Below are 26,993 nucleotides of genomic sequence, written 5' to 3'. Positions count from 1 at the left end.
GGGCAGTTTTTAAGAATAATGATAAAAATGAGAGGACTAAAATGAGCAATACGGACTATCAGTCATTTTATGACAACTTCACTCCTGCTGTTGTAGAAGAACAGCTGATTGGGAGCTTGAAGGAAGGTTTTAACGTCTGTGAAGAGATCTGTGATCGCTGGGCAGAGGGGGATCGCATTGGTCTGTTTTACGAAGGGATTACGCGCCCTGCATCTCAACACAGCTATGCTGAGTTAAAAGAAAAATCAGCAAAATTTGCTAATTTTCTGACGTCACAGGGAATTGGCAAAGGTGATCGCGTTGCGGCATTACTGCCACGCACACCTGAGCTCATGGTGGTTATTCTTGGTACGTTACGCGCGGGTGCTGTTTATCAGCCGCTTTTCACGGCGTTTGGATCGGGAGCCATTGAATACCGTCTGAGCACCGCTAAAACAAAACTGGTTATTACTGATGCTGACAACCGCAGCAAACTGGATACAGTAAAAGGTTGCCCTCCTATCATGGTGGTCGGCGATGCAGACGTGGTAAAAACTGAAGCAGGCGACCTCTCGTTTAACGACGAAATGAATAAGCAGTCGAATGAATTTGAGCCGGTTCGTATCGGTGCGAATGAGCCATTCCTGCAGATGTTTACCTCAGGCACGGTAGGTAAAGCGAAAGGGGTCGCTGTTCCTGCGCGCGCTATTATGTCTTTTTATGTCTATATGCGTTATGCCATTGGTCTGCGCCCTGATGATGTGTATTGGAACGTTGCAGATCCTGGCTGGGCATACGGTCTTTACTATGCGGTAGTTGGCCCACTGCTGTTGGGTAACGGTACGCATTTTGATGAGCACGGCTTTACCCCTGACTCAACCTACAACATGATTCGCAAATACGGTATTACCAACCTGGCGGCGGCGCCAACAGCGTATCGTATGCTGATGGCCAATGATGATGTATTGGCAGAAAATGAGTCCCTGGGATTGCGTGTTGCCAGCAGCGCAGGAGAGCCGTTAAACCCTGAAGTGATTAACTGGGTTAAGCGTCGTCTTGGATGTACTGTTATGGACCACTACGGCCAGACAGAAACGGGGATGACCTGTTGCAACCATCTTGAACTTGAGCAAAGTATTGTGCGTGTAGGTTCCATGGGTTTCTCGCTGCCAGGCCATCGTGTGGTCGTGCTCAGTGCAGACTATGAAGAGCTGGGTGAAAACGAAATAGGGCAGTTGGCAGTGGATGTTGAACAGTCACCGTTGTTCTTCTTTCAGGGATATACCTGGGGTGAGAAAGACCCGTTCAAAGGCCGTTATTATCTGACCGGTGATGTTGTTATGAGCCACGGTGACGGGAGTTACTCTTTTACCGGTCGTGATGATGACATTATCACGACAGCGGGATATCGCGTTGGCCCGGCCGATGTAGAAAGCACCTTGCTTGAACATGAAGCGGTTGCTGAATCGGGTGTCATAGGTAAACCGGATGAGAAGCGTGGTGCGATCATTAAAGCGTATGTGGTGATCAAGCCTCAGTTCGACCCAAGCGTAGAGTTAGCGGAAGAGTTGAAGCAGTTGGTACGTAACCGTTTATCGACGCACGCGTTCCCTCGTGAAATCGAGTTTGTTGATGAGCTTCCGAAAACGCCCAGTGGTAAAATTCAACGCTTCATTCTGCGGAATCAAGCGCGCGACGAAGTATAGATATCATCCGCTAAATCTTTATTTTGCTTAGCATCGGTCAGCATAAGGAATAAACCCCTTATGCTGATCTGTTTATGGCTATTCAGGGAAAATTTATGAATTCATCATTGGACGAAGCCAGGCGTGTTTTTAAGGTTGCTCCTTTCATTACAGCATTGGGCTGCCAGCTCGATAAACTGGAAGCAGGGGTGTGTCATAGTCATATCGTTCTGCAAGAGATGCACCAGCAACAGGATGGCTTTGTGCATGCGGGCGTACAGGCAACACTGGCAGATCACACCGCGGGAACCGCCGCTGTCACCTTGATTGAACAGGGCCAGCGGGTATTAACGGCAGAGTTTAAAATCAACTTGTTGCGTGCGGCAAAAGGATCAGCGCTGGTTTGCCACAGCACTATTTTAAAGCCCGGGAGAATGCTGATTATAGCCGAGTCCGAAGTGTATGCGCGTCAGGCGGATAACTCCCTTGTGTTGGTATCAAAAGCGACAGTGACGTTAGCTGTCACGAATAAGTAAACAAAAAAATAAACAGTAGGGTTTCTATTATGTCTCAAGTGATGAGTTTCATCGAAATGCGTGACTTTCTTGCTGAGCAATTTCCGCAAGGCGATCAATATGGTGTGCTTGAGGCGCTGGGAGATGGTTGGTCTGAAATGCACCTGCCCATCGATGAACAACATTTGCGCCCGGGCGGAACTGTTTCCGGGCCGGCCATGATGGCATTGGCTGATGTTGCCATGTATGCAGCGCTGCTGAGTAAAATCGGCCCGGTTGCACTGGCTGTGACAACCAATCTTAATATTAACTTTTTGCGCAAACCTAAAGCCAATATGGATATTGTTGCCCGGGCAGAAATTCTGAAAGTGGGTAAACGTCTCGGTGTTGGTGAGGTTTACATTAGCTCACGCGGGGAAGACGACCCCGTTGCACATGTGACGCTGACGTACTCAATTCCGGAGCATTAATGATGGCATTTAACTGGTCTGATCAAATCATTGATATGGGGCATGGGATGCGTTTGTCCGTGCGCCTGGGAAAACACTCAGAGCGGCATACCGGCCGACCGGTGTTATTACTGCTACATGAAGCGCTGGGCTGTATTGCTATGTGGAAAGATATTCCTCAGCAACTTGCCGCACACACAGGCTGTGATGTGGTGGTTTATGAGCGACAGGGATATGGATTATCCTCGACAATTGAGTTGCCTCGCGATGATGATTATCTGCTAGAGGAGGGGGAGGTATGGTTACCCCGCTTAATCGATAAACTGAAACTCAATAACGTTATCCTTCTTGGGCATAGTGATGGCGGTTCGGTCGCGCTGATTGGTGCGGCGAGCATGCCTGGCCTGGTTAAAGGCGTTATTACCGAAGCCGCCCATATTTATATCGATCATTTAACAACGGCCGGTATTACGGAAGCTGTTGAGCGCTATGAGACTAGCGACTTAAAAGATAAATTGGCCAAGTATCATGGAGAACGTACTGATCTGTTATTTCGTGCCTGGCATGAAACCTGGTTACGCGAGCGTAAGCAGCCGATGAACTTACGCCCTTGGCTGCCACGCATAGAGTGTCCCGCATTAATTATTCAGGGACGAGAGGATTATTATGGTGTACCTGAACAGGTAACCGATATTTGTGCAGGGATAGGTGCGAGGGCTGAGTCACTTTTTCTGCCTGACTGTGGTCATGTTCCGCATTTTGAGGCACGCGAAAAAGTGATCTCTGCTGTTGTTCGTTTTATAAAACAACACAACTCAGCATAATAGTTGAACTCGACAGCCTACAATCAATAGTCAACAAGCGCTTAAGCGATATTCAACCGGTTTGCCTGCTGTACCAGGTCAGGCAAACTGGCTGCTCGCATCTTGCTCATCACGCGTGCACGGTGTACTTCAACTGTTTTGGGGCTAATGCCCAGTGATTCAGCAATTTCACGGTTGGACTGACCGCTGACCACAAGCGCCATCACCTCTTTTTCACGTTTACTCAGTGAATTATAGTGACTACGCGATTGAGATAGGGCGGTATTGTCTTTGAACATCTCGGTCGCACGTTGCAGACCCATCTCAACCAGTCGAAGTAATACTTCATCATCAAACGGCTTTTCAATAAAATCCAGTGCACCGTTTTTCATAGCGTTAACAGCCATAGGGATATCTCCGTGGCCACTAACAACGATAATGGGTAGCTTGATGTGACGTTCAAGCATAATCTGCTGCAATGCCAGTCCGTTGATTTCAGGCATGCGAACATCTAAAAGCATACAGCCCATATCGCCTTTATAACGATTAAGAAAGTCTTGCGCAGAGTTAAAGCCAATGACATGAAAATTGTCTGATTCGAGTAGCCACTTCATTGAATCTCTAAAATCGTTATCGTCATCGACAATAAATACGGTTCCACTTGCTCTTTGTGTCATCAATTTTTCCTTACCGGAACTTTAAAATGAAATTGAGTGCCGTTAATGCCATCACTCTCGGCCCATAGCTGTCCGCCATGGGTTTCAACTATCGTTTGTGAAATCGCGAGGCCCATTCCCAAGCCTGTTGATTTTGATGTAATGAAAGGTTCAAACAGTGTATTTAACCCTTCTGCTGAAATCCCATTCCCTTCATCCTGAACTGAGATGTAAATGTAACCTTGCGACTGACGGGTGGTGATAATAACCGGGCGGTAGGGTTTGTTACATTCGCTATAAGCCTCAATTGCGTTACGCACCAAATTTAATAATACCTGTTCAATCTGAATCTTGTCTGCCAGAAGTTTGGGTGCTTTGGGGTCTAACTCAAAACTGAAGGTGATATTATGATCAATGGCTTCCTGATTCAAAAAACCAATCACATCAACACAGGACTCATTAATAGAAAATTCGACACGCTGAAAGTCGGTCCTTTTCACAAAGCTGCGCATCCGCTTAACAATCTCCGCTGCACGTTTGGCCTGTTTGGTGATCAGCTTCATGGAGTGTGTTATCTGTGGCAGATTAGACTCGTTGGTGCCTTCTTCAAGGCGCCTCAGGCTGCCTCTGCAATAGTTTAGAATGGCCGCCAATGGCTGATTGATCTCATGTGCCAATCCGGTTGCCATTTCGCCAACAGACAAAAGGCGCGACATATGTGCCATCTCTAGTTGCTGTCTTTTGGCTTGTTCTTCCGCCCTGCGCTTAAGCGTTATATCGCGGCCAATAATAGAGTAATACTCTACCTGCATATTTTCAGTGCGATTCCGGTGTGCGATAACCTCACGTATCTCTGCTATGCGGTTATGATTTTCTGCCATTTTTATCGGTACACTACCGTACCAGGTACCATGTTGTGCGGCATGATTGAGCGCGTCCTGAACGAGCGTATTAAAAACATCCGGTTCAAAGATTTGGTCGAGATAAAAGACGACCAGGTTTTCTTTTTCGCTCCCCAATGTTCGATAGGCCGATTCATTCATATACGTTAACTGCATAGACTGATGATTACAGAACATAATCAAATCGCTGGATGCCTCAACGACACGGGCAAGGCGCCGGATAGAGCGTTGAGCCATTTCGCGTTCAGTCACATCCCGTGAAACACAGATGATTTCGACGGACTTACCCTTTACATCACGGATGGTTTTGCTGGTTGTTTCCAGCCAGATGTAATGGCCATCCTTGTGTCGATATCGGTAGGTATTGGTGTACATGCCGCGTCGGTAATGAACCGTTTCCGCTCTTTTAAGCAAGTTATCGGCATCTTCGGGATGAAAAAGGTCGTATCCCTTGGTGCCAATGATTTCTTCTGCACTGTAGCCAAGTACCCGCTCTACTGCGGGGTTAACATCGATGAATATCCATTCAGCGGTTGCAGTGTGGCGAGAAATCATATCGGTAGATTGTTCAGCAAGCAGGCGGTACCTGTCTGCTTCTTCGCGGTATTTTCGAAGTTCATGGGCGATACTTTCGTGCATCTTTGTCTCTTGGCTTGTCTATGCTGTGTATATTTACAAATATAGTATGACTTTAGGCTAGGTTGTGTAACAAGGAAAATTGCGTATCATTATGCAGAAGTAAGGGTTTTTGCTTATTTTCAGGCGTTTTAAATGCATTGGTATAGCGCTAAACCTTTAAGTGTCTATAACTCATAGTGAGTAAAGGGAACATAATGTCACACAGTAATCACAATCCTTATATTATGGGGCTTGATAAGAATGAAGCCAATTATTCTGTATTAAGTCCTTTGTCTTTTATTCAGCGTTCTGCCAGTGTTTACCCAAACCATCTGGCCGTTGTCCATCAGGATACCCGTCGCACCTGGTCAGAAACCTATAAGCGTTCGGTCAGGCTTGCCAGCGCATTAACAAAAAATGGTATCCAGAAAGGCGATACTGTTGCTTTTATGGCACCTAATATTCCTGAATTATTTGAAGCGCATTTTGGTGTTCCAATGGCAGGTGCCGTTCTGAATGCATTAAATACACGCTTGGATGCTGAGGCGCTTGCTTTTATTATTCAACACGGCGAAGCAAAAATTATTTTTGTTGATCGTGAGTTTTCTGAAGTGATTTCCCGTGCCGTAAAAATGGTTCAGCATAAGCCGGTAGTGATCGATATTGATGACTTGTACTATGAAGGCGGCGAGCTGATCGGCACAACTGACTATGAAGCTTTTATCGCACAAGGTGATGAAGACTTTAACTGGTCGTTACCCGAAGATGAATGGGATGCAATCACCCTGAATTACACATCAGGCACCACAGGTAACCCTAAAGGTGTGGTGTATCATCATCGCGGTGCACACCTGAATGCCGTCAGCAATCTGATTTCCTGGAACATGGGCTCCCACCCTTCGTACCTGTGGACACTGCCAATGTTCCATTGTAATGGCTGGTGTTTTCCCTGGAGTATGGCGGCATGTGCGGGTGTAAATGTTTGTTTGCGTCATGTCCGGGCTGATGACGTTTATAATGCTATCCGCGACGAAAAAGTGAATCATTTCTGTGGCGCGCCGATTGTTCTTAATATGCTTAACAATGCGGACGATCAACTTAAGTCAGGTATCAATCATAAAGTGAAAGTGATGACCGCCGGTGCGCCACCTCCAGCATCGGTTATTCAAGGCATGGAAGAGATGGGCTTTTCCGTGACACATGTTTATGGTCTGACTGAAACATACGGGCCTTGTGTTGTTTGTGCATGGCATGATGAGTGGGATGAAAAAACGGTAGAAGAGAAGTCTCGTTTGAAATCCCGCCAAGGCGTTAAGGTGCCTATGCAGGAGGGGCTTATGGTTGCTGACCCCGAAACGTTGGTACCTGTACCTCAAGATGGTAAAAGCATCGGCGAAATATTCATGCGCGGTAACCTTGTCATGAAAGGCTACCTGAAAAATCCATCGACAACCGATGAAGCCTTCGAAGGTGGTTGGCTACACTCAGGTGATTTGGCGGTATGGCATGCTGATGGATATATTGATATCAAGGATCGCTCTAAAGATATCATTATCTCCGGCGGAGAGAATATCTCCAGTGTCGAGGTAGAAGATGTACTTTATCGCCATGGTTCCATCATGGAAGCCGCAGTTGTCGCTCAGCAGGATGAAAAGTGGGGTGAAGTGCCTTGCGCCTTTGTTAAAGTGAAAGACGGTGCAGAGGTTACCGCTGAGGAAGTGATGGAGTTCTGCCGTGCCAACATGGCTCGCTTTAAAGCACCTAAAAAAGTAGTGTTTGGTGATCTGCCTAAAACGTCTACCGGCAAAATACAGAAGTTTCTGTTACGCGATCAGGCAAATGGAAAATAACACTTTGTAATCTATTAGTGTTGTAACAAAAAGTGTTGTAACTGTAATTTAACAACAAACGCCCCGAATTTCGGGGCGTTTTTATGAGGAAAGAATTAATTACGCTGTTTCGCGGCGATCTACCATGAAAGTAGCGCTTCCTGTCGCAACCAGTGTGTCGCCTACATGTACATCAGTCTTAGCGATGACGCGACGGCGTTTTTCGTCAATCTCAGTAATAGTCAGTGTCGCTTTTGCCGTGTCGCCAATAAAAACGGGAGCACGAAACTTAATTTGCTGATCAATATAAATAGCGCCAGGCCCGGGCAGGCGTGTGCCAGCAACGGTTGAAATGAGTGCAGCACTGAACATGCCATGCACAATACGCTTTTTAAACGGGGTTGTTTTAGCGTATTCGTCATTGATGTGAATCGGATTGTTATCACCTGAAATACCGGCAAACATATATACATCTGATTCTGAAATGGTTTTAGCATAAAAAGCACTCATGCCCACTTCAAGATCTTCCAGATAATAACCGTGAAGTTCCTGCATACTAATCTCCTATGATAAATTGGGTAACTCTAGACTATTCATATAATCCAAAGTATTAGGGTAAATCCGTAGCGATTTGAAATTATATGATAGAATAGGTGAATTCCCTGATAGATGCGAGAGAGATGTATCTATCATTTGGTCTCCTAACTTGGCTACAGAGAGAAGATGACACATGGCTGATTATAAAGCGCCTGTAAAAGATATGCAGTTTGTACTGGAAAATATATCCCGCATGCCTCAACTGGCTGCATTGACTACCTTTGAAGATGCTACTCCCGACATGGTAAGCGCCATTCTGGAAGAAGCGGGTCGTGTGTCAGCTGCCGTTATTGCTCCTACGAATGTTATAGGAGATGAGCAGGGTGTTCGTCTTGAAAATGGCACCGTTAAAATTCCCGACGGTTTTGCTGATGCATACAAGCAATACGCAGAAGGTGGATGGGGGTCGTTACAATTTGATCCTGAATACGGCGGTCAGGGGTTACCTTATTCTTTATCTACATCCGTTATGGAAATGTGGCAATCCGCAAATATGTCGTGGGGCTTATGCCCATTGCTGAGTCAGGGTGCGGTAGAAGCGCTTTATCTGAACGGCAGCGACCAATTAAAAAACACCTATCTGCCAAATATGATCAGCGGAGAGTGGACAGGCACCATGAACCTGACTGAACCAGGTGCGGGTTCTGATCTGTCGGTTATTCGCAGTAAAGCTGTTCCCGAAGGCGATCATTATTTAGTAAGCGGACAAAAAATCTTCATCACATGGGGTGACCATGAGATGGCTGATAACATCATTCATCTGGTACTGGCTCGCCTACCGGATGCGCCTGCAGGCGTACGCGGTATTTCATTATTCCTGGTACCTAAATTTCTGGTTAATGAGAATGGTGAATTGGGCGAACGCAATGATGTTGAAGTGGCATCACTTGAGCACAAATTAGGCATCCATGCCAGCGCCACCTGTGTCATGGCTTTTGGTGAAAAAGCCGGCGCAGTGGGTTACCTGATAGGAGAAGAGGGTAAAGGTTTAGCCTGCATGTTCACAATGATGAACAATGCACGCTTAGCGGTGGGTTTGCAGGGTGTTGCTATCTCAGAGCGCGCCTATCAGCAAGCACTGTGGTATGCCGGTGACCGTACTCAGGGTAAAGCTGTCGGCTTTAAAGAAGAAGGGCCGATCTTACGTCATGCAGATATTCGCCGCATGCTGATGACCATGAAAGCATTTACCGAGGCGGGGCGTGCGCTGGCATACGATGCGTGTGGAAGCCTGGATTTTGCTCATGCTCATGAAGATAAAACACTGGCGGCACAAGAAAAAGCACGGGCTGCTTACCTGACACCTATTGTTAAAGGCTGGTGCACAGAAGTAGCTCAGGAAGTGACATCTCTGGGTGTGCAGGTACATGGGGGTATGGGCTTTATTGAAGAGACGGGTGCTGCGCAGCATTTCCGTGATGCACGCATTTTGCCTATTTATGAAGGCACCAATAGCATTCAGGCTTTAGATCTTGTTGGCCGTAAAACACTGTCTGACCAGGGTGTCGCTGCACAAGCAATCATGCAGGAGATCAGTGCTGCTATTGAACAAGCATCAGCATCTGCCCGATTCAGTAGCGCTGCAACCAAATTGCAGGCGGCGTTAGTAGTGGCACAAAATTCAACAAGTCAATTGTTAACTCAGTCGGCTGAAAATGCTTATTTTTCAGGTGCTGTGGCCTACAATTATATGATGATGATGGGCACACTGTGTGGCGGCTGGCAGTTACTACGTAGTGGACTGGCGGCGGAAGGCAAGCAGGCCCAAGGCGAAAGCGATCCGTACCTGGAAGCAAAACAGTTAACTGCTTTGTTCTACATGGATCAGATTTTACCGCGCTACCTGAGCTATGCGGCTGTCGTCGAAACCGGCAGTGAGGCTATTATGGCCTTTACAGATGAGCACTTAGAGTCTGCGTTCAGTTAAGCCGAACCGGTCTGAAGTGGCTTTTGTAAACACCCGCTCTTGCGGGTGTTTTGCTATTCAATACCGCGAAAATCGGGTAAGGTGTCTGCCAGTATATTTCCGATCAATTGATAGAGATTATTGCTAGCCATGATCATTACACCAAAAATTCGTGGTTTTATTTGTACCACATCTCACCCTACGGGTTGTGCTCAAAATGTTCGCGAACAAATTGAGTATGTTAAACAGAAAGGCCCCATTGAGAATGGCCCTAAACGTGTCTTAGTCGTGGGATCTTCCAGCGGTTATGGTCTTTGTTCACGCATTGAAGCGGCCTTTGGTTCGGGAGCTTCTACCATTGGTGTTTTCTTCGAAAAGCCAGCGACTGAGAAAAAGACAGGAACGGCCGGTTGGTACAATGCCGCTGCGTTTCAGCAGCAAGCTCATGAAGCGGGCCTTTATGCAAAAAGCATTAACGGCGATGCCTTTTCCCATGAAGCTAAGCAAAAAGCGATTGAGTTAATAAAAGCCGATTTAGGCCAGATTGATTTAGTGGTTTACTCGCTTGCATCACCGGTACGTAAGATGCCTGACAGCGGAGAAGTGGTTCGTTCCGTGCTTAAACCCATTGGCCAGCCATACCATTCTACGGCGATTGATACGAATAAAGATGTGATCATCAATGCGGAAATAGAACCGGCTAATGATGAAGAAATAGCTAACACCGTTACTGTCATGGGTGGTGAAGACTGGGAGCTGTGGATTCATGCGCTGAATGATGCTGGTGTGCTCGCTGAAGGGTGTAAAACGGTTGCCTATAGCTATATCGGTACAGAGATCACCTGGCCTATCTATTGGGATGGTGCGCTGGGTAAAGCCAAGCAGGATCTGGACCGTGCTGCGGGAGAGCTAAACGCTCTATTAGCTGTTAACGGTGGTCAGGCAAACGTAGGTGTACTTAAGTCAGTTGTGACTCAGGCTAGCTCTGCTATTCCGGTGATGCCACTCTATTTATCCATGGTTTTCAAAATCATGAAAGCAAAGGGCATTCATGAGGGCTGTATGGAGCAGATAGATCGTCTGTTTCGCACAGGCTTATATGGTGACAGCGGTGCGATCGATGATGCAAACCGTTATCGTATGGATGACTGGGAGTTGCGTGACGATGTACAGGATCACTGCAAAGATTTGTGGAAAGAGGTGACAACAGAGAATCTTTTTGATTTAACAGATTACGCTGCTTATAAAGTTGAATTTTTAAAATTGTTTGGTTTTACGCTTGAAAATGTTGATTATGACGCGGATGTTAATCCCGTTGTTGATTTTGATATTATCGATCTATAAGTCAGTTTAATACTCTGAATAAACCCTGCTTATTGCAGGGTTTATATTGAATTTAAATGTATTTATTTATAATATTTGCGCTGACTTTGTAAGAAAGGATTTTTTAAGATGCTAAGGATAGTATGTATTATTCTGTTTTCGTTGCTGGCCGTTAGCTGTAAAACGACATCGCTTGATACGGCCCGGCAGGCCAATCAACATTCATACCCTGTGACTTCACTTAAGAACAGCTCCTGGAATGTCCCGTCGGTCGCCAGCCGTGGTTTAATGGACTATCCAAAACTGACATTCACATTTAAGGAAACCGAAATCAGCGGCTTTTCAGGATGTAATCAGTTCAGGGGAAGTTATACGGTTCTTGATTCCCGCCTTGAAATAGACGAGCTAATAACCACACGTAAACTTTGTTCGAAAGTGGTTATGTTTCAGGAATACTTATTATTAAATGAGCTGAAAAAAACACTCGTACTATCTATGACAGATAATAGGGTTATTCAGCTAACTAATAATACGGGCGAAGTAACAATCCTGAGTATGCAATAATTTCATCTTGATTTGTTTATTATAGCTAGGCGGATTGGGCCGTTTCTGGGATAATAGCGGGTTAACCCAACAAGATTGCTATTACTCCATGATAAGAACAGCGCCAGACCTATTCTCACATACTCCCTATTGGGCCGAATGTTTCGGACCCGCCCCTTTTTTTCCGACGACTCGCCAGGAAATGGATCAACTGGGCTGGGATAGCTGTGATGTTATTTTAGTCACAGGCGACGCCTATGTAGACCACCCAAGTTTTGGTATGGCTGTTATGGGGCGCGTACTCGAAGCGCAAGGCTTTCGTGTCGGTATTATTGCTCAACCAGATTGGCGCTCGACAGAAGCTTTTAATGAGCTGGGTAAGCCCAATCTGTACTTCGGCGTTACCGCTGGCAATATGGACTCGATGATCAATCGTTACACCGCCGATCTGCGCGTTCGACATGATGATGCCTATACACCGCATGGTGCTGAAGGTAAGCGGCCGGATCGTGCTGTTATCGTTTATACGCAGCGCTGTAGGGAGTTATATAAAGATGTTCCTGTTGTAATCGGGGGTATCGAGGCCAGTTTACGACGTATTGCACAATATGATTATTGGAGCAATAAAGTTCGTCGCTCCGTCCTGATCGATTCCGGCGCTGATATTTTACTTTACGGCAATGCCGAACGTGCCATCGTTGATTTAACTCACCGTTTGGCTAAAGGCGAGCCGATAGAAGACATTAATGACCTGCGTGGTACCGTGATCGTACGTGACTTTGTTCCGGCGGGCTATACCGAAATCGACTCGACCCGTGTCGATTGGCCAGGGCATATTGATCAGTTCCAGAATCCATATGAATATATTGCTGAGCCGTCAAAGTGCGCTTCAGACAAAGCAAAAAGTGACCCTCAGGAAGTGATGCCGATTCGCATTATTCCTGAGCCGCTGAAAGGTAAGCAACGCCTTGACGGCACGCAGACCTATATCCGTTTACCTTCGTTGGATAAAGTCAGCAAGGATCCGGTATTGTATGCACATGCATCCAGAATTCTGCATCTGGAGTCGAACCCGCATAATGCGAAAGCGCTGGTGCAGCGTGATGGTAAGCGTGAAATTTGGGCGAACCCACCACCGATACCCTTAGAAACCTCTGAGATGGACGCCGTGTTCGGGCTTCCTTATCAACGTATTCCGCACCCTATGTACGGTAAGGCAAAGATCCCTGCCTATGACATGATTCGTTTTTCCGTGAATATCATGCGAGGCTGCTTTGGGGGCTGTACTTTCTGCTCAATTACTGAGCATGAAGGCCGCGTGATACAAAGCCGTTCGCAGGAATCTGTGATTAAAGAGATCGAAGATATACGCGATAAAGTACCCGGGTTTACCGGTATGATCTCTGATTTGGGTGGTCCGACCTCCAACATGTATCACCTCAACTGTAATGATGCAGAGATTCAGGCTTCCTGCCGTAAGCTTTCCTGTGTTTATCCGGTGATCTGTAAAAACCTGAAAACAGACCACAGCGAAACCACTCAGTTGTATCGTAAAGCGCGTGCAATTGAGGGGGTTCACACGGTTGCCATTGCCTCGGGCTTACGTTATGACCTGGCCGTTGAAGACCCTGAGTATGTTAAAGAGCTGGTAACGCATCATGTCGGTGGCTATCTGAAGATTGCGCCGGAGCACAGTGAAGAGGGTACGCTATCGAAAATGATGAAGCCGGGCATGGGTACCTATGACCGCTTTAAGCAGATGTTCGAGAAATACTCAAAAGAAGCAGGTAAAAAGCAATATCTGATCCCTTATTTCATCGCCGCGCATCCGGGCTGTGAAGATGAAGATATGCTGAATCTTGCGTTGTGGCTCAAAGAACATAAGTTCCGTGTTGATCAGGTACAGACCTTTTACCCGTCACCGATGGCGCTGGCAACAGCAATGTACCACTCTGGCAGAAACCCGCTTAAAAAAGTGAGCTATAAGAGCGAGAAGCTCTATATACCTCGTGAGCTTGAGGAGCGCCGTTCTCAAAAATCACTGTTGCGCTATCACGATGAAGATAATTGGCCGCGTTTGCGTGAAGTATTAGAAAAAATGGGACGTGGAGACCTGATCGGTAATGCCGAGTGGCAGTTGGTGCCGGCAGAAGTAAAAACACACTATTCGCGCTCAAGCAGCACAAACACAAACACAAACAAAAATAGCCCGGCCACTAAAAAAGGTACGGCTACAGCGAAACCTTCGCTGGCGAACCGCCCAACCGCAGCCGCACGTAAAAAAGCGGCAGGGAAGAAGCCAGCCGCCAAGAAAAATCAGCAGCGCAGTGTTAAGCGAGGCTAGCAAGCGCCAGTAAAACAGGTGCAAAATCAGAGCAAAGCCCGGACTTAAATAAGCGTAAAAAAAAAGATGGCTAAGGAGCCATCTTTTTTGTTTTATAGCAGGTCCCGTCCCGCGTAATCATCGGTCATTGAGCGCCTGGGTTAAGTGATATTTCGCCCACGTCTTTAATGTAAATGTTCGGCGTAAATGTGCCTAAATCAAGTTTCGCATTCATTTCATATGCCACCATTTTGCGGTTTTGCTGCATTAATGATGCGATTAACCGAACACTGTTAAGCAGATTGGCATTGGCGCTTAATGTGATATCGCCAGCCCCGTAAGCAGCGATCTCGGGCATGTCATTTGATACGCCGTTAAGAATTTTCTGGTCATCAATTGTGACAGAGTAGGCAACGCCTCTTAAGGGTAAAGCGACACTGTTGGGATTGACTATATGCAGGCTGATCTCAAACTTGGGCGCGATCCCATCGCTGGGTATAATTTTGACGGAGTTAACCGTCACGGTTGGATCTTCGAAGTCCAGGGGTTTTAACGTCGCGCACCCTTGAAGTAAAAGCATGAATGATATGACCAGGCTGGCGTAAAACGTACGCATGAAGATTCTCCACTGAGAGGGCTTTGTTGAAACAATGATAAGGTTACTTTCGGGTACATTAACTTAACAACCCGACTTAATCTATGCTGATTTTCGCTATGCTTAATACGCTATCAGGCAAAGATCAGCAGACATGGCCTGAGTCGATATGCTGCAGGTTATAATCAGTTATAATGACCTAAAATCTGGGAAGAGAATCAAGATGCAGTCTTGTTACGATGTTGTCATTGTTGGCGGTGGTATGGTCGGTGGAGCGCTCGCTTGCGCATTAGGAAATACATCACTCAAAGTAGCCGTAATTGAAACACAGCTTCCAGCTGCATTTGATGTGACCCAGGATCACGATCTGCGTGTATCAGCGTTGAGTATCGCTTCTGAAAACATTCTCAAATCAGTCGGCAGTTGGCAGGGCATTATAGATAGACGATCATGTCCCTATCGACGTATGAAAGTCTGGGAAGCCAGTGAAGAGCATGCCGCCACGCTGTTTGATTCCGTAAAGCTGAAATATGACCACTTAGGCCATATTGTTGAAAACCGGGTTATCCAGCTAGCATTGATCGATCAGATGAAAGCGTTAGACAATGTTGATCTGATCACCCCGGCTAAAACCCACAAGATTGATTACTCACCAGGATTCAGCATTGTTGAGTTGGATGATGGCCGCCAGTTAGTCGCTCGCCTGCTGGTTGCTGCAGACGGCGGTGATTCACGTGTCCGCCAAGCCGTAGGTATTGGTGTTCAAAAATGGGATTATGAGCAGCATGCGCTGGTCGCTTCGGTTATTACTGAAGACGCTCAGCAAGATATTACCTGGCAGCAATTCACTCCGACAGGGCCTTTGGCTTTTCTGCCGCTGAGTGGTCATCGTGCCTCGTTAGTCTGGTACAACACACCGTCTGAAGTGAAGCGTCTCATGCGCACCACGGATGAGGAATTCCTTGCTGAGCTAACCCATCGCTTCCCGGCAACACTGGGCAATATTGAAAGCTTGTTAGGTCGAGGAAGCTTCCCACTGCGTCGTCAGCATGCTCAGCAATATGCAAAAGAGGGCGTTGTGCTGGTGGGTGATGCGGCGCATATGATTCACCCTCTGGCAGGTCAGGGAGTCAACATCGGCTTGCTGGATGCTGCTGCGTTAGCACAGACACTGATGACTGCATTAGAAGAAGGCGAAGACATCTCCTCAATGGCAGTATTAAGCCATTATGAGAAACACAGACGTCGCCATAATTTTATCATGATGCAGGCGATGGACCTGTTTTATCGGGTATTCAGCAATGATCTGTTACCGCTTAAATTGTTGCGCAATGTTGGCTTAGGCGTCGCCGGTAAAGCATCTCCACTAAAAAACAAAGTGATGGCCTTTGCCATGGGGTTGGAAGGTGATCTGCCCGAGATAGCCAAATAAACTCCCTTTTTCCGTGCGTTTTTGCCTAGCCAGCAAACAAAATTTCGGCTCGTGCAAAGCCCTCGAAGGATAAGCTATCTCGAAAAAAAAGCCGCTTGTTCTAAAGCGGCCTTGCTATGTTAGTAGCTATCAGATGCCAGACGGCACTGTTATTAACTCTTATATCTTAAATCGCGATCTGCTGTTTAAGGAATTCAACAATACCTTCAGCTGCTACATCCTGTTTGTCAGCATCACGGCGGCCCTTGTACTCGTATGCACCGGCCTCAATACCGCGCTCAGAAATCACTAAACGATGCGGTAAGCCCATCAGTTCCATATCGGCAAATTTCACACCAGGACGCTCTTTACGATCATCCATTAACACCTCGATGCCGGCGGCTTTCAGATCGGCATAGATTTGATCCGACACTTCACGAACTTTTTCAGATTTGTCGTAATGCAGCGGAACCAGAGCGATCTGGAAGGGCGCAAGACTGCTCGGCCAGATGATGCCATTATCATCGTAATTCTGCTCGATAGCCGCTGCCACGACACGTGTGATGCCGATGCCGTAGCAACCCATTTCAAGAATGGTTGCTTTACCGTTTTCATTCAGTACAGTGGCATTCATCGCTTCAGAGTATTTAGTACCCAGCTGGAATATATGCCCAACTTCAATACCGCGCTTGATCTGTAATGTTCCCTGGCCGCAAGGGCTAGGATCGCCTTCTTGTACATTGCGCAAATCAGCAATAGCCGGTGTAGGCAGGTCACGTTCCCAGTTAATATTGATGTAGTGTTTATCTTCAATATTGGCGCCAGCAGCAAAATCAGCCATGTTGGCTACACTGCGATCAATAATGCAGGGAATAGTCAGGTTCAAGGGGCCTAATGATCCGGGACCAGCCCCCATCACTTTAAGTATCTCTTCTTCTGTCGCAAAACATAACGGTGAAGCAACGCCAGGTTGTTTTTCAGCCTTGATTTCATTCAGGTCGTGATCGCCACGAACCAGCAGTGCAACAAAGTCGGCTTCGCTCTCTTTTGAAGCGGCAACGACTAATGTTTTAACTGTTTTTTCAATAGGTAGATTGAACTGCTCAACGAGTGCTTTGATGGTTTTTGCATCGGGAGTATCAATCAGCGTCATTTCAGCAGTAGGTGCTGTCCTTTCACCCAGCGCGAGTGCTTCTGCCATTTCAACGTTGGCTGCATAATCGCTGTTGTCTGAAAAAGCGATATCATCTTCACCCGACTCTGCCAGTACATGAAACTCATGTGAACCATTGCCGCCAATCGAACCGTTATCCGCAATAACCGGACGAAAGTCGAGCCCCAAACGGTTGAAAACATTGGTATAGGCCTGATACATAACGTCGTATGTGGCTTCCAGTGATTCGCGGGAAGCATGAAAAGAGTACGCATCTTTCATGATGAACTCGCGTGAGCGCATCACGCCAAAGCGTGGACGAATCTCATCACGGAATTTTGTCTGAATCTGGTAGAAATTGGCCGGTAACTGTTTGTAGCTTTTAATCTCGTTTCGTACCACATCGGTGATCACTTCTTCATGTGTAGGGCCGACACAGAACTCCCGGTTGTGACGATCGTGCAAGCGAAGCAGCTCCGGACCATATTGTTCCCAGCGTCCGGATTCCTGCCATAGTTCTGCCGGCTGGATCGCAGGCATCAGTACTTCCATTGCGCCCGCATTGTCCATCTCTTCTCTGACAATACGTTCTACTTTACGAAGTGTGCGTAAACCCATGGGTAGCCAGGAATAGAGGCCGGAAGCTTCTCTTCTGATCATACCGGCGCGTAGCATCAGCTGATGGCTGATGACTTCAGCATCAGAAGGAGTCTCTTTGAGCGTTGCGATAAGAAATTGGCTTGCGCGCATGGTATAGACCTTTACAAAGTTCACGTGAAAATTGGATCATTTTATGGATATGTGTCGTTAGGGACAAGTCAGAGCAGCATTTATCGTCACTATAATTAACTAATTACACATTTTTTAAAGAATATTCCTGAAAAAATAAACAAATATAGATAATTTATAGTGATGGTTGCCAGATAGCTGTTTTTTAAAGATCAGGTTTAGTATTGGCGTACGGTTTTTGTAGCCGGATATGCTGGCTAAGAAACCCCGTTGGCAGGTTGTTTATACGCACCGATGTAGGTAATCTTTGCGACATTAAGTTAACTCCCTCAAGAATTTGATTTCTTAAGATTTGGTTGTAATTATTTGATCATATTGGACTTTTATGAAAAATATTTTATTCGTGCTGTTGCTTGTTACACAATCTCCATGGGCCCTTGCCGGTATTACAACGATCTTTAAAGACGAGAATGGTAAAACCAACTGGCAAATACTCGCTAACTGGAGCAGCGGTACACTAATCATTCTGCTATCTGTTGTGGCGGTTAATCTGTTTTTTGCCCGACGTCGTGCTAATAAAGCCAATCTTGAGCTCACTGCAATTCGTAAAGATCTTGAGCAGCGGGTTAAAGATCGTACCGCGACACTGGATGAGGCGAACCGACAACTAACCCAGAGTAACCACCTATTAGAAGAAGAGGTGTCGCAACATATCATTACCAGTGAGCAGTTACGCTCTTCTGAGTCTTACATTAAAGATATTTTAGCCTCCATGCCGCTGATGCTCGTCAGCCTGGATAAGGACGGTAAGGTAACACAATGGAATAAGCAGGTTGAAGAAGCCTCGGGAATCCCAGCTTCGCAGGCCTTGGGCAAAACACTCTGGGAAGCTTACCCTACTGTGTCAATTACACCGGAACAGATCCAGCAGGTGATTAAGAAAAATGAACCTATACACCTGAAACAAAGTTTGCGAAGCATGGCGCATTTCGATATTACGATCTATCCGTTGCAAGGCCAGACAGAAGCGGGCGTTGTCATTCTTGTTGACGATATCAGCAAACAGACCGCGGCAGAAAACATGCTGATTCATAATGATAAAATGTCATTTATGGGAGAGCTTGCGTCCACGATGGCACATGATATCAATGTACCGCTGCAAGCTATTTTAATGGATCTGAAAAGCTTCCAGCATACACTGGCTGACCAGGCAAACACACAAACAGCGGCTGACGATAAGAAAGCCAGGCAGCTGAATACCATTCTTCATGATATGTCCAGCAAAGGCGATCAGGTCTCAACGATCATCGGTAATTTGCTCGCATTTGCGCGCAGTCGACATGAGAAAAAGCAGTTAGCTGATATTGTTGATGTGATGGAAAATGCTATCACTCTCGCCAATGATGTGGTCTCAGTTTCAGCCGCGCTTCCCTTTAGCAAGGTCACTCTGGTACGAAATTTTGAAAAGAATTTGCCGCTAACCCCCTGTTACATTACCGAGCTACAACAAGTATTTATTAGTCTTTTCCGCCATGCATGTCATGCGCTTGAGCTTAAAATGGCGGCCGCTTCGACTGATCCCGGGTTTAAGCCGACGATTAAAATCATCCTGGCTGAATGCTATGACAGTCTTTGGATAAAAATTCAGCACAACGGTGTAGGTCTGAATAACGAAGAGCAGATGTGCTTGTTTGAGCCGTTCTTCAGTAATAAAGCACCCGGAACTGATTTTGATGCAGGGCAGCGCCTCTCTTTCTCGCATTACATTGTTACCGAACAGCATAAGGGGCATATGGCTGTCACTTCTGATGTGAACGTTGGCTCAACTGTTCACATACAATTACCTATTATTGAATAACGGATATAACTAACGAAGACCCGGGATTTTTTTTAAAGCGTTTCGCTTTAGCGCGTTATAGAAGCAGGTGAAATTTTCTCCTGCTTTTCCATATCTGTTATTGGGCAGCGTCTAATATGCAAACAGACATGTTGTTTGCCCCTTAATGAAAAATATTATCACCTTGCTGGTCGATCATCAGTTTGGCTTTGCGAAATGTTTCCTGAGTGCATAGTTCCTGGGTAGGGAGGACATCTGCCCGAATAAAGATATGTTCACGCACACCTTGATCCTCACGCTTACGGATTAGCCCGTTAACACGATACTGTGACCCTTCTGCTGCCGGTCTGGCAATTATGATGAAGCCCTTATATTCTTCCTCAGCAGCAGGGCTTGTCTCTGATGTGCTTCCCTGAGAACTACGAAATATATTCAAAAGTGATGTTAATAAACCCATTATCGCTCCTGTTTTATACTAGTTATTGATATAAGGCGGTTAAGCTCACAAGACGGATCCGCAAAGCGTCATAAAACTTAAATAGTAATCGACTAGTACAATCTTATCTGTCTGCTATGCTGATGTGTATGATAAAAGTTGTTCATCAGAGATTAAGGATGTTTAAATCGACTCAATCCCTATTTTATCGGAATCGTTGCCTGATTGTTGTTTTTACAGCACTCGGGTTACTTTTTGCAAGCACGGTTAAAGCCGATTCCGGGCTTAAACCCGTCACGCTTCAATTACAGTGGCACCATCAGTTTCAATTTGCCGGTTATTATGCAGCGTTAGCTAAAGGGTTCTACGAAGAGGCTGGGCTGGAAGTTACTATTAAAGATGGTGGCTATGACAATAATGGCCGTGCCATTTTGCCCGAGGCAGAGGTGCTATTTAATCGGGCACAATTCGGCTCTACCCGCACAGACCTGTTAATCAATCACAGCCAGGGAGTACCTTTCGTTGTGCTGGCGAACATTATGCAGCACTCGCCTTTCATCTTTTTAACAACTGACCAATTTAACTTTAAGCGGCTCGAAGATATCGGCACGCAGCGTCCTATCTCATTAAACTTACCAGGTAGCGGGGATCAGCGAATAGATGCAGAAGCGATCGCCGCCTTAAAGGTTGCTGGCGTCAATTTAACAAAACTCAACAACCATTTTCCTACATGGGAATTAGATGATCTGTTAGCCGGACATACTCAGCTCGCTCCGGCTTACAGTACTGATGAACCCTATTTTGTTAAAAAAGCCGGACAGATTCCTGTGGTTATTCAGCCCAGAGACTATGGTATTGATTTTTACGGTGACCTGCTTTTTACTCGTCAGAGTATGCTCGACAAGCAGCCGGAGATAGTAAAAAAATTCCGTACAGCCAGTATAAAAGGCTGGAAGTATGCGATGGAGCATACTGACGAGATCGCGGAATTGATTCTGAAAAATTATGCGACCCGTAATGAGGCTTATGATAAGGACTTTCTTATTTATGAAGCTGAAAAAATCAAAGAGTTAATGAATTCAGATGTGATTGAAATCGGCTATATCAACAAAGAGCGTTGGCAGAAAATTGCAGAGATTTATCAGTCATTAGGTTTGATCAGCGACGTCAACCTGGATAGTTTTCTTTATAATCCTGAACCAGTTAATCAGTGGGAAAGCTATAAGCACTGGCTTCAATTACTCATCATCCCCTTTCTGATAGCGGCAGGTATCATCTGGTATCTTTTTTCTCTGACGATGGCATTAAAGCGAGAGATACTAAAACGTCAGGAGGCCGAAAAGACCCTGAAAAACCAAGCTGAACTTGATAGCTTAACGGGTATTAGCAACCGCTATGTGTTTCAGCAGAACCTGGAAAAAGAGTTTGCCAGGGCACGTCGATACCAGCAGCCATTCTCTTTGATGATTATGGATATTGATCTGTTTAAAGAGGTAAATGATAATTACGGGCATCAGGCAGGGGATGAAGTATTGCGATCATTAGCAAGAGTGACTAAAGATTTATTACGCAACAGTGATCTGTTTGCCCGGTATGGCGGAGAAGAGTTTGTCGTGCTGCTACCCAGCACCTCACTGAGTGAGACACTGTACCTGGCAAAACGTATTCTCCATACAAATCGCCATAACGCAGTGGTATATAACGATTTAAATATTCGCTACACCATTAGTATCGGCGTTACAGAGATCCTCGATTCCGATACAACAGTGGAAGATGTTTTTAAGCGCAGCGATGATCTTCTCTATGATGCAAAAGATGCAGGACGAGATTGCATCAGGTTAGGTAGTGCAAGTAGCGCCTAATATCTGATCGGTAGCGGTGCACGGGTTTTAACGGCACGTATCGCAAAATTGCTTTGTATATCCTTAACAACAGATAGACGTTGTAGTGTTTTTAACCATGCTTCGTAACTGAGAAGGTCCGAGACAACGACCTCTAAGCGATAGTCAGATGCGCCAGAAACAACAAAGCAGCTGATTACATTATTCATTTCTAAAATAGCCTGTTCAAATTGTACACTGGCTTCATCGCGGTGATTATCAAGGCTGACATCAACAAAAATAGTCATTCCCAAGCCGATCTGCTGACGATCCAGAGCCGCATAATATCCAGTAATAACGCTCTCATCTTCAAGTTTTTTTACTCTGCGTAAGCAAGGTGATGGCGATAATCCAATCTTATCCGCCAATTCAACATTGGTGAGTCGCCCGTCATGCTGGAGTAGCGCGGCTATTTTCAAATCCATTTTATCCATTATTGATACGACCCTGATATTTTAATAATTATATTGGCATTATATGCTAATTTTTATCTGAAAAGAGGCAAAGTTAGCAAGGACATGCGCCGCAGGAATTCACGATAATAGTGTTTTGATAGTAAAGAGCACATCATGACTACATACGCGATCAAGCGCTACTCAGGTATCTCGCCTAACCAGGGGGGCGTTATAGCCGCACTGGTTACCATACTCATCTGGGCAAGCTGGTTGATCTCTATGAAAATAGGGGTGCAGTCGCAACTTTCAACAATCGATCTGGCGGTCTTGCGCTATGGCTTCACCGGATTAGTCCTATTCCCTGTTTTTATTAAAGCCCTGCCTCGCATCAGAAAAACACCTAAACGTTACCTGTCAGGCATTGTGTTTGGTGCGGGTCTGCCATTTTTTTATCTATCATCGTTGGGAATGCATTATGCGCCTGTAGCGGATGCAGGTTTATTGATTACCGGAACATTTCCGCTGTTTGTCAGCTTTGCTGCCGTGGCTTTCTACCGGGAAAAGCTCACACAGCAACGTGCCTGGGGGTTGGTATTGATTCTGGTGGGTGTTGTTGCAATATTGTATCTGACTGCTCTCAACACAGGTCTGAACGCAGGCGTGGATCATTGGAAAGGCGATATCATCTTTCTTTGCGCCAGCGCTTCATGGGCGCTGTTTACCGTAAGCCTTAAACTATCAGGATTACGCCCTTGGGATGCCGCTGCGTGGCTATGTGTATCCTCAGCGGGCATCTTGCTGGCGGGCTTATTGTCGGGAATATGGGAGATCACTATTATGACAGCACCGCTTGAACAAACGCTCTATCAAATATTTGTGCAAGTGCTGTGTGTCGGCTTAATTACCGGATTCAGTTATGGATTTGCTGTGCGCCAATTAGGCGCTGAAAAAACGTCGGCGATTGGTGCACTAACACCAGTACTAGCCGTATTAGCCGGTCTATATCTGTTAGGCGAACCCGTACAGCTGGCTGCATGGCTAGGGCTTGGGTTTATTACCGGGGGTGTGCTGCTGGCAAGTGGTGTCAGGTTGCGAAAGCACTCCTTATATTAAGCCTTAGGAGACAGATGCTTCACAATGAGCTGAGAAGGGGATAAATCATGTTTATCTGCCAGCATCAGCAATAGATCATGCGCTTCTTCAGTCAGTTTGATGACATGATCTGCTTTGTGGGCTTTGGTTTGCTCTAAAGCCTGGGCTAATTTATCAGCGTATTTTTGGTCTAACCATTCGTCACACCACTCACGGACCTCTTTTATGTTATTTGAGCATTTACGCCAGGCTTTAAGTGCTTTGAGGTGTTTTTTCGATGTCTTTGACGAAGCACCTTGTTGATCTAAAGGGAATCTATCATCTTTGCTTAGCTGTACATCAATCCATTGAATGACACTAGTTAAATCACTTTTCTTTATTTTCATCGGTAGGGCTCTCGGTCAGAATGTTGAGATAGGGGCGCATTGTCACAAAAAAGCTTGCTGTGTAATGTTAAATTTTTATGACATTACACTATCAATAAACTATCAATAAACTATCAATAAACTATCAATAAACTATCAATAAACTATCAATAAACTATCAATAAACTATCAATAAACTATCAATAAACTATCAATAAACTATCAATCACCCTAGCTGTTTAAGTGTTTCGGCTTGTTGGCTTATCCGATCGACACACTGATTAAACAATTGCAGCTCCTCATCGGTTAACACCGACAGCAAATAACGTTCACGGGCTGTCACCAATGGCACTATCTTAAGATAAATCTGTTTACCCTGTTCTGAGAGTGAAACACTGGAAAAGCGGCGGTCGTTACTGTCTGTTTTTTGGCACAACAGACCAGATTTTTTAAGCGCCGAGATGGCTCGACTCACTTGCATTTTTTCCATGCTGGTGAATTTGGCTATCTCTTTTGCGGACATCTGTGCATTTTCGCCCAATGCCGCCATCACACGCCACTCCTGAGGGCTTAAATCGAAACGCCCTGAATATAGCTGTGCGATCACCTCGCTCACGGACGAATTAAGCATGGCCAGCCGATAAGGGAAAAAATCACTTAACTGCAATGTATCTGAGGGCTCGAGTGCTGCTTTTTGTGACGATTCTGCAAGAGTCATAACATCTTAGGGGTTGCTTAAAGAAAAATCTATTTTAGGACGTTAATAGTAAAATAACAATTTCCTTAGAAGAATGAATCGGCTATTTTATTTTAAATCCTTATATAACATATTGTTAGAGCAGAAATCACATTTTTGACATTGGTAACCAATGTTACTATTATAGGTCCTATATCAACAATAAACACATGTTTACCAGAGGGCACAGTCATGATTAAAATTGAACAGATCCATCACGTCGCATATCGCTGTAACGATGCAAAAGAAACCGTTGAGTTCTATCAGAATATGCTCAATATGGAATTTTTAGTAGCCATCGCAGAAGATCTTGTGCCTTCGACAAAAGAACCAGATCCCTACATGCATCTGTTTATGGATGCCGGGAATGGTAACATTCTCGCGTTCTTTGAATTACCGACTAAGCCGAAAATGGATCGTGACCGTATGACGCCTGAATGGGTGCAACATATTGCTTTTCGTGTAGAAAGCGAAGCGGCATTGATGGAAGCAAAAGCCGATCTGGAAGCTAAAGGGCTCGACGTATTAGGCCCAACCAATCACGGTGTTATTAAGTCGATCTACTTCTTTGATCCGAATGGCCATCGTCTTGAGTTGACCTGTCTGACGGGCACCGATGAGCAAATGAAAGAGTTAAAAAGAGTCGCACCATTGATGTTAGAAGAATGGTCTCGCACTAAAAAAGCACCTAAGCATGCGGCCTGGATGCACGAAGAAGAGTTTTCTTCAAAATAGACTCCTGAAATTTATGTGTGAATAGGTATGCGAAAGCCAGTGGCTGGCTTTCGTTTTTGTTGTTTCAGGTAGGCAGAACAAGAGTTGAGAATTAATAATATGACTAATATAAATAAGCTAAATGAAACCCACGACCTTACATTAAAAAGCTGGGTTACCAGTGCGAATCAGGCGAATAGTGACTTTCCTATTCAGAACCTGCCCTTTGCTATTTTTCGTCGTGCAGGCTCAAACGAAGCTTTTCGTGGCGGCGTAGCCATTGGCGATCAGGTTGTAGATCTGGCCTGCGTTGCTGAAAACAAGCTTTTCTCTGGCGACGCGGCCCTTGCTGCGCAGGCATGTACACAACCGACGCTGAATCAGTTTATGGGGATGGGTTCTGATTATGCTTCCGCATTGCGTTTGGCGCTATCTCGTGCACTAAGAGAAGGTGCTGATAAATCTTTAGAAAGCTGCTTACTTGCGCAGTCTGATATCGAATTCGAGTTGCCGGCTACCATTGGTGACTACACCGATTTTTACACCTCGATTCACCATGCCACCAGCGTCGGTAAATTGTTCCGTCCCGATAACCCGTTACTGCCCAATTACAAATGGGTACCGATTGGCTATCACGGTCGTTCATCCTCGATCGGCGTATCTGGTCAGACCTTCCATCGTCCGGTAGGACAGACCAAAGCACCTGATGCTGCAGTCCCGTCGCTAGGCCCTTGTAAACGTTTAGACTATGAGCTTGAGCTGGGGATCTATATAGGTCAGGGTAACGAGATGGGTGATGCCATTGCGTTGGATGATAGTGATGACCACGTATTCGGCTTTTGCCTGTTTAACGATTGGTCTGCGCGTGATCTTCAGGCGTGGGAATACCAGCCGCTGGGTCCGTTTCTGGCAAAAAACTTTGCGTCGACGGTTTCTCCGTGGATTGTCACGCTCGAAGCGATGGCGCCGTACCGGACGCCCTGGACCCGCGATGTGGCTGATCCTCAGCCGTTGCCCTATCTTGAATCTGAAACCAACCGACATCAGGGTGCTTTTGATATCAAGCTGGAAGTGCTTATCCAGACCGAGAAAATGCGTAATGAAAAGCAACAAGCCAAGTCTGTTTCATTATCTAACTTCTCTTATTCCTACTGGACCGTCGCGCAGTTGGTGGCGCATCACACCGTGAATGGTTGTAACCTTAAACCCGGTGATTTCTTCGGTAGTGGAACACAGTCTGGCCCTGAGCCTGAGCAAGCGGGTTCCATGCTGGAGCTATCTTGCGGCGGAAAAGAAGCCATTGACCTGGGTAACGGCGAAAGCCGAACCTTCCTTAATGATGGCGATACGGTTGTACTCAAAGGCTGGTGTCAGAAAGAGGGGGCCGCGCGCATCGGTTTTGGTGAAGTGAGTAGTACCGTTCTTCCGGCAAAAATCTAGCAGCAGATAACGCTTAAATAGAGCCCGCTGGAAAATAGCACATCTAGAAGGGACATCTGGAAAGGGCTCATGTAGAACTGGC

24 protein-coding genes are annotated in these 26,993 nt (G+C 45.9%); 15 read left to right on the top strand and 9 right to left on the bottom strand.

The features are described from left to right. Positions 1-41 precede the first annotated feature (41 nt). From BM099_RS09465 to BM099_RS09450, 4 genes are all read left to right on the top strand, one after another. Positions 42-1,685, top strand: coding sequence for an AMP-binding protein (locus BM099_RS09465; RefSeq protein WP_090727202.1), 1,644 nt, complete (start codon positions 42-44; stop codon positions 1,683-1,685). 95 nt (positions 1,686-1,780) lie between these two features. Then, the gene (locus BM099_RS09460; RefSeq protein ID WP_090727507.1) at positions 1,781-2,200 is read left to right on the top strand and encodes a PaaI family thioesterase; all 420 of its coding nucleotides are present in this window, start codon (positions 1,781-1,783) and stop codon (positions 2,198-2,200) included. 29 nt (positions 2,201-2,229) lie between these two features. Continuing rightward, positions 2,230-2,649 carry a PaaI family thioesterase gene (locus BM099_RS09455; protein ID WP_090727200.1) on the top strand — a complete coding sequence of 140 codons (420 nt, stop codon included), beginning with the start codon at positions 2,230-2,232 and terminating at the stop codon, positions 2,647-2,649. Next, on the top strand, positions 2,649-3,452 hold the full coding sequence (locus BM099_RS09450; RefSeq protein ID WP_232348945.1) for an alpha/beta fold hydrolase: 804 nt from the start codon (positions 2,649-2,651) through the stop codon (positions 3,450-3,452). Before BM099_RS09455 ends, BM099_RS09450 begins: the two co-directional genes overlap by 1 nt. A 41-nt stretch (positions 3,453-3,493) precedes the next feature. Here BM099_RS09450 and BM099_RS09445 read toward each other — a convergent pair whose 3' ends face one another. Together BM099_RS09445 and BM099_RS09440 are read right to left on the bottom strand one after the other, a co-directional pair. Continuing rightward, complete coding sequence (locus BM099_RS09445) at positions 3,494-4,108, bottom strand: response regulator transcription factor (protein WP_090727197.1); 615 nt, start codon at positions 4,106-4,108, stop codon at positions 3,494-3,496. Beyond that, complete coding sequence (locus BM099_RS09440) at positions 4,108-5,628, bottom strand: PAS domain-containing sensor histidine kinase (RefSeq protein WP_090727194.1); 1,521 nt, start codon at positions 5,626-5,628, stop codon at positions 4,108-4,110. The genes BM099_RS09445 and BM099_RS09440 overlap by 1 nt, the downstream gene beginning before the upstream one ends. Positions 5,629-5,822: 194 nt before the next feature. Here BM099_RS09440 and BM099_RS09435 point away from each other — a divergent pair, with 194 nt between their 5' ends. Beyond that, on the top strand, positions 5,823-7,457 hold the full coding sequence (locus tag BM099_RS09435) for an acyl-CoA synthetase (protein WP_090727191.1): 1,635 nt from the start codon (positions 5,823-5,825) through the stop codon (positions 7,455-7,457). Positions 7,458-7,556: 99 nt separating this feature from the next. Here BM099_RS09435 and BM099_RS09430 read toward each other — a convergent pair whose 3' ends face one another. Then, entirely contained in the window at positions 7,557-7,991 is a 435-nt protein-coding gene (locus BM099_RS09430; protein ID WP_090727189.1) for a MaoC family dehydratase, read from the bottom strand. A gap of 175 nt (positions 7,992-8,166) precedes the next feature. Between BM099_RS09430 and BM099_RS09425 the strand changes: the two genes are divergently transcribed. The 4 genes from BM099_RS09425 to BM099_RS09410 all read left to right on the top strand — a co-directional run bounded on the left by BM099_RS09425 (position 8,167) and on the right by BM099_RS09410 (position 14,149). Continuing rightward, positions 8,167-9,960: an acyl-CoA dehydrogenase gene (locus BM099_RS09425; protein ID WP_090727186.1), complete on the top strand. Its 1,794-nt coding sequence runs from the start codon at positions 8,167-8,169 to the stop codon at positions 9,958-9,960. Positions 9,961-10,089: 129 nt separating this feature from the next. Continuing rightward, the gene (fabV, locus tag BM099_RS09420) at positions 10,090-11,283 is read left to right on the top strand and encodes an enoyl-ACP reductase FabV (protein ID WP_090727184.1); all 1,194 of its coding nucleotides are present in this window, start codon (positions 10,090-10,092) and stop codon (positions 11,281-11,283) included. Positions 11,284-11,391: 108 nt separating this feature from the next. Next, complete coding sequence (locus BM099_RS09415; RefSeq protein WP_090727182.1) at positions 11,392-11,826, top strand: META domain-containing protein; 435 nt, start codon at positions 11,392-11,394, stop codon at positions 11,824-11,826. 88 nt (positions 11,827-11,914) lie between these two features. Further along, complete coding sequence (locus tag BM099_RS09410) at positions 11,915-14,149, top strand: YgiQ family radical SAM protein (protein ID WP_090727179.1); 2,235 nt, start codon at positions 11,915-11,917, stop codon at positions 14,147-14,149. A 124-nt stretch (positions 14,150-14,273) separates the two neighbouring features. Here BM099_RS09410 and BM099_RS09405 read toward each other — a convergent pair whose 3' ends face one another. Then, entirely contained in the window at positions 14,274-14,744 is a 471-nt protein-coding gene (locus BM099_RS09405; RefSeq protein ID WP_090727176.1) for an LEA/WHy family protein, read from the bottom strand. A gap of 202 nt (positions 14,745-14,946) precedes the next feature. Between BM099_RS09405 and BM099_RS09400 the strand changes: the two genes are divergently transcribed. Beyond that, positions 14,947-16,155, top strand: coding sequence for a UbiH/UbiF/VisC/COQ6 family ubiquinone biosynthesis hydroxylase (locus tag BM099_RS09400; RefSeq protein WP_090727173.1), 1,209 nt, complete (start codon positions 14,947-14,949; stop codon positions 16,153-16,155). Between the two features lie 166 nt (positions 16,156-16,321). Here the strand turns inward: BM099_RS09400 and BM099_RS09395 are convergent, their stop codons facing one another. Then, a complete protein-coding gene (locus BM099_RS09395; RefSeq protein ID WP_090727171.1) occupies positions 16,322-18,037 on the bottom strand; it encodes a proline--tRNA ligase in 1,716 nt (571 codons plus the stop codon). Positions 18,038-18,401: 364 nt separating this feature from the next. Between BM099_RS09395 and BM099_RS09390 the strand changes: the two genes are divergently transcribed. Beyond that, complete coding sequence (locus BM099_RS09390) at positions 18,402-19,874, top strand: two-component system sensor histidine kinase NtrB (RefSeq protein WP_090727168.1); 1,473 nt, start codon at positions 18,402-18,404, stop codon at positions 19,872-19,874. Between the two features lie 142 nt (positions 19,875-20,016). On the opposite strand, the gene BM099_RS09385 is transcribed toward BM099_RS09390, so the two are convergent. Then, a complete protein-coding gene (locus BM099_RS09385) occupies positions 20,017-20,310 on the bottom strand; it encodes an HlyU family transcriptional regulator (protein WP_090727166.1) in 294 nt (97 codons plus the stop codon). Between the two features lie 158 nt (positions 20,311-20,468). Between BM099_RS09385 and BM099_RS09380 the strand changes: the two genes are divergently transcribed. Beyond that, on the top strand, positions 20,469-22,151 hold the full coding sequence (locus tag BM099_RS09380; RefSeq protein ID WP_177201135.1) for a GGDEF domain-containing protein: 1,683 nt from the start codon (positions 20,469-20,471) through the stop codon (positions 22,149-22,151). On the opposite strand, the gene BM099_RS09375 is transcribed toward BM099_RS09380, so the two are convergent. Next, on the bottom strand, positions 22,148-22,603 hold the full coding sequence (locus BM099_RS09375; protein ID WP_090727162.1) for an Lrp/AsnC family transcriptional regulator: 456 nt from the start codon (positions 22,601-22,603) through the stop codon (positions 22,148-22,150). The two genes, BM099_RS09380 and BM099_RS09375, sit on opposite strands and share 4 nt — an antisense overlap. A 135-nt stretch (positions 22,604-22,738) precedes the next feature. Here BM099_RS09375 and BM099_RS09370 point away from each other — a divergent pair, with 135 nt between their 5' ends. Beyond that, positions 22,739-23,677, top strand: coding sequence for a DMT family transporter (locus tag BM099_RS09370; protein WP_090727160.1), 939 nt, complete (start codon positions 22,739-22,741; stop codon positions 23,675-23,677). Here the strand turns inward: BM099_RS09370 and BM099_RS09365 are convergent. Further along, the gene (locus tag BM099_RS09365; RefSeq protein ID WP_090727158.1) at positions 23,674-24,042 is read right to left on the bottom strand and encodes a hypothetical protein; all 369 of its coding nucleotides are present in this window, start codon (positions 24,040-24,042) and stop codon (positions 23,674-23,676) included. The genes BM099_RS09370 and BM099_RS09365 overlap by 4 nt on opposite strands. A gap of 205 nt (positions 24,043-24,247) precedes the next feature. Further along, positions 24,248-24,739: a MarR family winged helix-turn-helix transcriptional regulator gene (locus BM099_RS09360; RefSeq protein ID WP_090727155.1), complete on the bottom strand. Its 492-nt coding sequence runs from the start codon at positions 24,737-24,739 to the stop codon at positions 24,248-24,250. Positions 24,740-24,949: 210 nt separating this feature from the next. Here BM099_RS09360 and BM099_RS09355 point away from each other — a divergent pair, with 210 nt between their 5' ends. Next, on the top strand, positions 24,950-25,492 hold the full coding sequence (locus BM099_RS09355; protein ID WP_090727150.1) for a VOC family protein: 543 nt from the start codon (positions 24,950-24,952) through the stop codon (positions 25,490-25,492). Positions 25,493-25,600: 108 nt separating this feature from the next. Further along, on the top strand, positions 25,601-26,911 hold the full coding sequence (fahA, locus tag BM099_RS09350) for a fumarylacetoacetase (protein WP_090727503.1): 1,311 nt from the start codon (positions 25,601-25,603) through the stop codon (positions 26,909-26,911). The last annotated feature ends 82 nt before the right edge of the window (positions 26,912-26,993 follow it).

The organism is Neptunomonas qingdaonensis (assembly GCF_900113275.1).
GTDB classification, from domain to species: domain Bacteria; phylum Pseudomonadota; class Gammaproteobacteria; order Pseudomonadales; family Balneatricaceae; genus Neptunomonas; species Neptunomonas qingdaonensis.
The sequence above is the reverse complement of the archived record's forward strand: the minus strand, read 5'-3'. Positions and strand labels throughout refer to the sequence as shown.